This is a genomic window from Psychrobacter piscatorii (genome assembly GCF_043641605.1).
GTDB classification, from domain to species: Bacteria; Pseudomonadota; Gammaproteobacteria; order Pseudomonadales; family Moraxellaceae; genus Psychrobacter; species Psychrobacter piscatorii_C.
This window is the reverse complement of record NZ_JBHZRK010000016.1, coordinates 75,704-85,176: the sequence shown is the minus strand read 5'-3', so window position 1 is coordinate 85,176 and position 9,473 is coordinate 75,704. Positions and strand designations below refer to the sequence as shown.

The window sequence follows — 9,473 nt, the reverse complement described above, 5'->3', positions numbered from 1 at the left end:
TAAATATCAACTTGAGAGATTATCATTTTAGAAAAGCCTAGGTTTATTTTTATTAAGGTATACCTCAACGGAACCAGGTATCTCACCCTCCAAACCCATTAATAGACCACTTAAAATAGACTGATATAATAGAACCATCTATAACAGACTGCTAAGCTCCTCATATTTATGAAGGCTAATTATGACCACATATATACTTGACACAGAAACAACAGGATTAATCTAGCCACATATGAGTGAGGCCGCCTACTCTATTATTGATATCATCGATTGAAAGGTGACTTTTGTTGCAGAAGCCAAGAGCTAAGCGCCTCAACCCTTTAAAAAAAACTAGCTTGGCTCTATGGCGATATTACATGTTTGCAATGAGGATATGGCAGGTGAACCACCTTATACAGATTTTAGACTGCCTAACAGTGTTGATTACTTAATTGGTCATAATATCGATTTTGATATGACAGTTCTTAAAAATGCAGATATGACTCATACATCTAAGTTGATATGCATCAATGCAATGGCTAATTTCCTTCTTCCTACACTGAAAAGTCATAATCTAGTACCCCTCATCCATCATTTTCACCGAGATATAGCGCGTGCTCAAGCAAGAGATGCTCATGCTACCATTGCCGATATTTACTTTGCTGAGCTGGTGCTTGGTAGTTTGATTGACTTGGCTAATAGTCAGGGTTATGAAATAAGTGATGTGAAGAGCTTATATGAATTTAACCAGATGGCACGTGTACCCACGCATTTAAGTTTTGGCAAGCATAAAAGTGAGCCTGTTGCAGATTTGGCTACCCATTCAGATGGGGCTGAATATCTGAAGTGGCTACTAAAATAAGATACGGTTGACCCTTATTTAGCTGAAGTTTGCCAGCAAGCATTAGAGTCCTTATAAATACACTGATGTAGTCAATTTTATAGTCGAGCTATGCTCAACATTCAAATCGATACTAGAAATAGTTAACGCTAAAGTAGATCAAGTTCTGATTGAAACTATAACTTATTAGGTAGTAAACCCCTTAATGTTATGGTTTTTAAAATAGCATCAATATTTGCATATGCCATGGAACAATCTTGCTCTGACAAACTGGAAAAGCTCTATATGCTATTATTTATATAGTGTAGAGAGCGGGGTATGAAATTTAATTTTCTTAGGTGACGCTATTAATATCGGGGTTTGACTGTATCGATTTGATAGCGGAAGTCAGACAATTTGAGAAAAGCAGCATTTAATCTATCATTTAGTCACTTACGGTATTATTATTGATCGCACTTATAAAAGCATTATTTATCATAATCTTAACGTAGTAATTTGAATTCTGGTGGGCGCACCAATCATGGTATTTTTAGCTTATTTTAAAGCCCCACAGCCTTTTGGTTATGGGGCTTTTTTATTTCTTATCGCATCATAACATTGCATAACTTACGATGTATTTTCATCTAGCATATCGTCAAAGCACAAAATATCCGGCATCGCTTATTAGCCCAATCAACTCATGCTGTTAAGATGTCCAAACTTATTGAAAGCATGAGAATAACTCTCCATCTCTAAAACACGAAAAAGCCTTTCAAGCTATTAAGTATAAAGCTTGAAAGGCTTTTTCGATCATATATTTTTATCTGGGTAAGAGGGTTAATATCGGGGTTTGCCTACAGCTGCTCTTACTCTATATTCAACATTGATTTCGCCACAGCTTCAGCCACTTTAATGCCATCAATCCCTGCTGATAATATACCGCCTGCATAGCCTGCGCCTTCGCCTGCAGGAAATAATCCTTTGGTATTAATGCTTTGAAAGTCTTTATTGCGTTTAATACTTATCGGTGATGATGTTCTGGTTTCTACGCCAGTGAGTAAACCGTCATCAGATGAAAATCCTTGGATTTTTTTATTAAACGCTGGAATGGCTTCACGTATGGCATCCACGGCAAAATCAGGTAATGCTTTGCTTAAGTCGGTTAAAGTAATGCCCGGTGTGTAGGAGGGTTTTACATCACCTAATTCTGAATTTGGTTTACTTTTTAAGAAATCGCCAATGGTTTGCGCTGGTGCACTGTAGTCTTTGCCGCCTAATTCAAACGCTAAGGTTTCTAATTGTCTTTGCAAATCGATACCGGCAAGAGGGTGATTTGGGTAATCTCGCTCTGGGTCGATACCTACAACAATAGCGCTGTTGGCGTTGCGCTCGTTTCTTGAATATTGACTCATGCCGTTAGTGACAACACGGCCTTCTTCTGATGCGGCGGCAACAACGGTTCCACCTGGACACATACAGAAACTATAAACAGAACGACCGTTTTTGCAGTGATGAACCAATTTATAATCCGCAGCACCAAGTATCTCGTTTCCAGCATTGTCGCCAAAGCGTGCTTTATCTATGGTTGACTGCTTATGTTCAATCCTAAAACCAATTGAGAAAGGTTTTGCTTCAACATACACGCCTTTATCATGGATCATTTGGAAGGTATCACGGGCGCTATGACCAATAGCAAGAATAACATGGTTGGATTTCAAGGTTTCGCCATTATTAAGCGTCACGCCAGTTACTTTTGAATCAGTTATATGCAAGTCGTCTACGCGAGTAGCAAAACGGATTTCACCGCCAAGCGCTATGATCTGGGCACGCATTTTTTCTACCATGCTGACTAACTTATAAGTACCTATGTGCGGTTTACTAACAAATAAAATCTCCTCTGGTGCGCCTGCTTTTACAAACTCTGTCATTACTTTACGGCCGTAATGATTTGGATCTTTCACTTGGCTATATAATTTACCGTCGGAGAAGGTACCCGCTCCGCCTTCACCGAATTGTACGTTTGATTCAGTGTTTAATTTGCGCTGACGCCAAAAGCCAAAGGTGTCTTTGGTGCGTTGTCTTACTTCATTACCACGTTCGATGATAATAGGTTTAAAACCCATTTGAGCAAGGGTGAGTCCTGCTAATAAACCACAAGGTCCAAAACCAATAACCACAGGGCGCTCAGTTAAGTTCTCTGGTGCTTCACCTACATATTTGTAGCTGGTATCTGGTGTTGGTTTGACATGGTTGTCTGACTCAAATTGAACCAGTAAATCATTGGCCAAATCTGAGTCGTTCAGTATGATGTCTAGCGTGTAAATTAATTGGATATTTCTTTTATTACGAGCATCATAACCACGTTTAAACATCACAAATGACGCCATTTGCTCAGCAGAGATTTTAAGTTTTGTCGTTATAGCAGTCGTTAGATCTTCAGGTGCATGATTTAATGGCAATTTAATTTCAGTTAAACGTATCATTGGTTACTCATAAACTAGTGTAGAAAACAGTCTCGCATTTTACTGGTACTGATACAAATAAGCGAATAAATATTTTAATTAAGCAGCCTGATGGTAAAAGTTAGACCACATCTTTTTTGGCAATCTATAGCTCAAACCCTTTTGAATACTCGTTCCATTGTGAGCACAGCTCTTATCTTGCGGCGCTGCAAAGCATTATTCTCAAAACCCAAAAATCCTGCCAAGCTTTATATTTCATCGCTTGACAGGCTTTATTGATGTTATAGGTATTGTCTAAAAACTATAATAGTTCTGGCTCATTGCAAATTAGATAATAAAGCCTTTACAGAATGTCGATCAAAGAGAGACATCAAACTCTATAATTTCCTCGATAAATTTGGCTTCAATAGCGGATAAAACGCAATGTTTGTGCCAAAAAATATATATAGGGATGTCAGCAATCCCATCACTTGGGGGCAAACGTCTAAGTTTAGATGCTAGATGAGTCGCAGCAACGAATTGATCTGGCAAAGCGCCTATGCCATATCCTGTGTAAATCAGTCGAACCAGCTCGTCTAAATTATTTGTATAGGCACTGACGTGACCAGTAAAATCATAAGCTTCTTTAAATAACGTTATTGGCGAGAGAACATCACCAATCGCTTCGCTATTAAATGCAATAAAATTTTCTTTTAATATATTACTAAAGCTCAGTTCCTTTACCGAAAATAAAGGATGATGATATCCGCAATATAGGTAATAACGTTGATTAAAAACCATCTTTTGATTGAGTGTATCGGATGTATGCTTTGCTAAACAAATACCAATAGCGGGTTTTTTTGCTTTAAATCATTTAAAATATCCATACTTGATTTGACCGTCAAATCTAACGTAATGTTTGGATACTTCTTTTCGAAATAGACTAAAAAATCATTATATTTAGGATTATGAAGGCGACTAGCGACTAATAGTTTAATGTTACCTTTTAAAAGGTGTAAATTACTGCCTCCCATTGCTTCAATAGACGTAATCTCTGTAAATATTGTTTGCGCAACTTGAAGGCAATAGCGACCAATCGGTGTAAGCTCCAGCTGAGTTTACTTCATTTGCTTAAAAACGCTACTATTTAAACATGCTAAGAATTGAGATTAATAGAATATTCATCTCAACAAGCTAAATTTAGTTATTTATTTTCACTAAACAGTATGAATTAATATCAGCAATCGTTTTAGCGCCCGTCAAGGTCATCGCAACGCGCATCTCTTTATCTATCAAATCTAGCAAGTTACTTACCCCTGCACCACCACTTGCCGCTAAGGCATATATAAATGCACGCCCTAGCATACAAACATCAGCCCCTGAAGCTAACATGCGCACAATGTCTAAGCCACTACGGATGCCAGAGTCTGCTAAAATTTTAATCTCTCCTTTCACTGCATCGGCAATAGGAGGTAGAGCACGCGCGCTTGATAAAACACCGTCCAACTGTCGCCCACCATGGTTAGACACCACTATACCGTCTGCCCCAAAACGTACTGCGTCTTTAGCATCTTCTGGATCCAAAATACCTTTGATGACCATCGGCCCATCCCAGTATTCACGAATCCAATCTAAATCTTTCCAAGAGATAGAAGGATCAAAATTATTACCCAGCCAGCCTATATAATCTTCCAGCCCTGTAGGCTTACCTAAATAAGTAGAAATATTGCCCAGATCATGCGGACGGCCATGCAGTCCTACGTCCCATGCCCATTGGGGATGCGTCATAGACTGTAAATAACGGCGCATCACTGCATTTTTACCACTCATACCAGAGTGTGCATCGCGGTAGCGTGCTCCTGGTACTGGCATATCTACTGTGAAGACCAGTGTCGAACACCCTGCAGCTTTGGCTCGCTCTAGGGCATTTTTCATAAAGCCTCGGTCTTTCAACACATAAAGCTGAAACCACATCGGGCGGTTGATTTTAGGCGCCACTTCCTCAATCGGACAAACAGAAACCGTCGACATTGTAAACGGAATGCCTTTTTGATCAGCTGCCATAGCAGCCTGTACTTCTCCGCGGCGCGCATACATGCCTGTCAGACCCACGGGTGATAGTGCTACTGGCATAGACAGCGTTTCATTAAATAGCTGCGTCTCTAAGCTCAGTTCTGACATGTCATTCAGTACACGTTGCCTAAGGGCAACCTGTGATAAATCTTCAATATTACGTTTTAAAGTATATTCATCATAAGCACCGCCATCTATATAATGAAACAAAAATGGGGGCAGTCGGCGCTTGGCAGCAGCTCTGTAGTCATTTGCAGATGAGATAATCATACGTTTGCCCTTTTTATTTTGTTAGATAACTAGGTAATATTTTTGGATGTCTAATTGTGCATAGCTCAGTACTAAACGATGGATACAACTGACTTATTTTTGAAGCAGAAAGTTTAGCCCACACTTGCTATTACAAACAGCACGAGCAATTACGTTTGATTTTCGACATTTTACCGACACCTGGATTAAAGGTGTTGGTTGGGTCTAAGCCTTTATAGAAGTTTTGCAAATCAGGCTCCGCTTCGTACAAGTGACCGACATTATGCTCAGCAGGATATTTTGCGCCGCGCGCGCCCAATAACTCTAACATCATTTTTTTGACATGCTTAATATCACTGCCTTTCTTCAGAATATAATCTTGATGAAATACATAACAAAAGAAGTGTCCGTAATAGAGCTTCTTTTCTAAGTGTTGTGTGATTTCTTCAGGTAGCACTTCAAGCCACTCTAACTCGTTACGTGGTATGGCAATATCCAATGCCAATATATCGCCTACTTCTTTTTTATGTATAATTTCATACCTTAATGCAGCACCTGCAGCAGCAAAACGATGCAAAAAGGCACTTTCTGACTCTTCCTGACTACATTCAAAATAGTTACCCGTGTCTGAAGAATCAAAAAATATCTTTAGAAAATCTTGTGCTTCCTCTATTCCCTCATCACTCATTTTTAATATTAGGTGATGCTGATATTGGTCGCGATACTCCAGCATTCGCTTCGGTAAATGCTTTGGAAATATGTTGGCGACAAACTGCATAACTTTGTCAGTAAAATGCTTGGGCATCCATGGCCATTTATGGAATTTTGCGTCTATAGCGCCTTTGATAGAAAACAGTCTAGGTAAAGCATTCGTACCGAGATGCTTAATACTTAGAAACGTGTCTTTACCGTATTTAGCAGATACATCAAATATATCGCGATGCATATATTCACCAACTTCAGGAATATTATCGAAGCTCGATAATATCTGCCGTCGCAACTGTGCAAGCTCACTCACACTATTACTGCCTATATAAAAGGTTTTCTCTCTTGTAGCGGTTGGATAAGTATCAAGGCGTACGGCAAATACCGCAAGCTTGCCAGCACATCCACTGGCCTCATATAGTCGTCGCTTGTCAGCATTAAAACGACTCGGCGTACTTGCGTTAACGTCTTTTACTCTGGCAATGTACTCTTTGTCAGATGCCATTTTGCCAGTGTCAGGTAGCTTTCTTTTATCAAAATTACCTGTTTGTAAATTAGTGAGTATTTCTTCAGGGGTATTTCCTAACTCTACATCTAGGTGATTAACCAACACCAGCTGACCGTGTTTATTTATTTGTGCAAACAACGCAAGCTCGGTGTAAGCAGGGCCTCTTTTAACCAGTGCTCCTCCTGAGTTATTAGAGACCCCGCCAATAATCGACGCACCTAATGTTGATGAACCTATGACTGAATGAGGTGCTCGATTGACTGCGTTCAGCTGACTTTGCAATTGGTGTAGCGTCGCCCCAGGCAAGCTAATTACTTGTTCATTATCATTCACTAAGTACAGCTGGTCTATAGCAAGGGTATTGATAACAACCACGGGTCTATCGTAGTCATTACCGCTTGGCGTTGAGCCTTCAGTCAGTCCTGTTTTTGCCGCTTGCATGATAATAATGCAGTCGCCTTCAACACACACTTCTAGGCTACGCCAAATGTCTACTAACGTTTGTGGAAACAAAACTGCTAATGCATTTCCGCCACCAGAGCGCCATCCCATTCTATAATGCTCGTTTTTCTCTGGGTCTGCTTGTACATTACTGGCTCCTAATAAAGTGGTGAGTTTGTCTAACACGTGGTCAGGACTCATTATGTCTTGAGAAGCTCGATTTGACGAAGAGATATGATGCTCCTTATCTTGTAATGGTGTATCACTCATGATGCTAAAGGGCCTTGAAAATCGAAAATATAAATTGCGGCCATGACGATTATTCCACAGAGCAATACATAATATAGAGTAGGTAAAATAGTACGTCTCAATGTGGCGCCCTCCATACCAAGCAAACCTACTGTTGCTGATGCAGCCACCACGTTATGTATGGCGATCATATTACCAGCTGCTGCACCAACTGCTTGTGCCGCGATGATTAAAGAAGGTGAGATCCGTAAGCTCATGGCGGCTTCATATTGGAACTGGCTAAACATCATGTTAGATACGGTATTAGAGCCCGCGATAAACGCACCTAAGGCACCGATGGTTGCACTAATTAAGGGGAAGGTATTGCCAAAAGTACCCGCAAATAACTCTGCACTTGCGACTGGCATACTCGCCACATCTGATAAGTTTACGCCTGAATTAATAAAAATCCTCACCATTGGAATTGTAAAGATAAGTACAAAACCTGCCCCTAACACGGTTTTACCTGATTCTTTGAAGGCATTGTTTAGTGCGCTGACGGGTTTTCTAGTTTGAAGAATGGCGGCAACCAAGGCGCTGATGACTAACAAGCCACCTGGTAAGTACAAAGGACTAAAGCTGGCACTAATATCTGCCTCACTTAAAATTGAGGTTAGGTCTACCGTTACACTGTTAAGTAAAGACTGAAAGCCTGTAAATACTCTTGAAAACACTAGTAAGAGAGCCACTAGTAAATAAGGAAACCACGCCATAAAAGTGGACATATTTTTATCACTCAAAGCCGGTGTAATATCTTCTTTACTGATCACCAACTTACCAAGCCATTCACTTGGCCAGCTTTTTTGCGGCTCAAAATCCCATGTAGTTTTTGGTACTAAAAACCCTCTTTTAGCAGCATTAACAACGATGGTCATGCTGACCAAACCACCTACCAGTGACGGAAACTCTGGTCCTAAAAAAACGCCCGTCAATGTATAAGGAATCGTGAATGCCAAGCCTGCAAAAATAGCAAATGGCCAAATAGCGAAGCCTTCCCTCCAACTTTTGTTTTTACCAAAAAAGCGAGTGAGCATCATCACCATAAAAAGCGGCATAAACGTACCAATGACACCATGCATGATAGCCACTTGACTGGTAATCAGTTGTAAAAAGTCGCCCCACTGTAGTCCTTCTTGTGCCAGTTGAGCGCTAATGGCCGCTTTATCTAACCCATTATTTACACCAATAACGATAGGCGTACCGACCGCACCAAATGATACAGGTGTACTTTGTATCATCATTCCCATCAACACCGCACCCAGCGCTGGAAATCCTATCGCCACCAGCAAAGGTGCGGCAATAGCGGCAGCTGTACCAAAACCAGAGGCACCCTCAAGAAAGCAGCCAAAGCACCATGCAATAATAATAGCTTGCACACGCCTATCTGGCGATACATTGGTAAATCCGGCACGGATAACAGCGATTGCACCAGTATGTTTCAATGTATTCAACAAAAAAATAGCACCAAAGACAATCCACAACACTGAGACAGTTACCACCAAACCCTGAATAATAGATGATGACACTCGATTAATCGTCATATCCCATATAAAAATGGCAAGCGCAGCGGTAACAACTAAAATAATTGGCATTGTTTTTTTGGCCGACCATTGCAAGCCTATAAGAAAAATACCACAGAGAACAATTGGCAGTAATGCCAGTAGACCATATATTGTTTGATTCAAAACCATATCCTTTTTTGTCGCTTAATCTTCCTTGAATCAAGTCATCGAAGCCTTTATCTTGACGGCTGAATAATGACTAAGTTGTGTTAAACACTCACGAACACAGACTGCTAATTTAACCTAGCTGTCTTTCAGACAAAGCCAAACACAGCTTCAACTAGTCTATGATCTAATGTTCAAAACATCCTAAAATAGTCTACGCCTTGTTAATAGATTGATATATTGCATCAAAGGAAAATATTATTTTCTTTTTTTGCTATAATCCAAACCGCATTGTATCAATT

General features: G+C 40.2%; 6 protein-coding genes. 1 reads left to right on the top strand and 5 read right to left on the bottom strand.

What is annotated here, in order from left to right:
* Window positions 1-373 precede the first annotated feature (373 nt).
* Window positions 374-841: a hypothetical protein gene (locus ACHUET_RS13135; protein ID WP_394213418.1), complete on the top strand. Its 468-nt coding sequence runs from the start codon at window positions 374-376 to the stop codon at window positions 839-841.
* A gap of 824 nt (window positions 842-1,665) precedes the next feature.
* On the opposite strand, the gene ACHUET_RS13130 is transcribed toward ACHUET_RS13135, so the two are convergent.
* The 5 genes from ACHUET_RS13130 to ACHUET_RS13110 all read right to left on the bottom strand — a co-directional run bounded on the left by ACHUET_RS13130 (window position 1,666) and on the right by ACHUET_RS13110 (window position 9,189).
* Window positions 1,666-3,282 (bottom strand): NAD(P)/FAD-dependent oxidoreductase, encoded by a 1,617-nt coding sequence (locus ACHUET_RS13130; protein WP_394213416.1) that lies wholly within the window; start codon window positions 3,280-3,282, stop codon window positions 1,666-1,668.
* 336 nt (window positions 3,283-3,618) lie between these two features.
* A complete protein-coding gene (locus tag ACHUET_RS13125) occupies window positions 3,619-4,083 on the bottom strand; it encodes a LysR family transcriptional regulator substrate-binding protein (RefSeq protein WP_394213426.1) in 465 nt (154 codons plus the stop codon).
* A 357-nt stretch (window positions 4,084-4,440) separates the two neighbouring features.
* Window positions 4,441-5,583, bottom strand: coding sequence for an FMN-dependent L-lactate dehydrogenase LldD (gene lldD, locus ACHUET_RS13120; RefSeq protein WP_394213414.1), 1,143 nt, complete (start codon window positions 5,581-5,583; stop codon window positions 4,441-4,443).
* A gap of 130 nt (window positions 5,584-5,713) precedes the next feature.
* On the bottom strand, window positions 5,714-7,417 hold the full coding sequence (gene dld / locus ACHUET_RS13115; RefSeq protein WP_394213424.1) for a D-lactate dehydrogenase: 1,704 nt from the start codon (window positions 7,415-7,417) through the stop codon (window positions 5,714-5,716).
* Window positions 7,418-7,482: 65 nt separating this feature from the next.
* The gene (locus ACHUET_RS13110) at window positions 7,483-9,189 is read right to left on the bottom strand and encodes an L-lactate permease (RefSeq protein WP_394213412.1); all 1,707 of its coding nucleotides are present in this window, start codon (window positions 9,187-9,189) and stop codon (window positions 7,483-7,485) included.
* Between the last annotated feature and the right edge of the window lie 284 nt (window positions 9,190-9,473).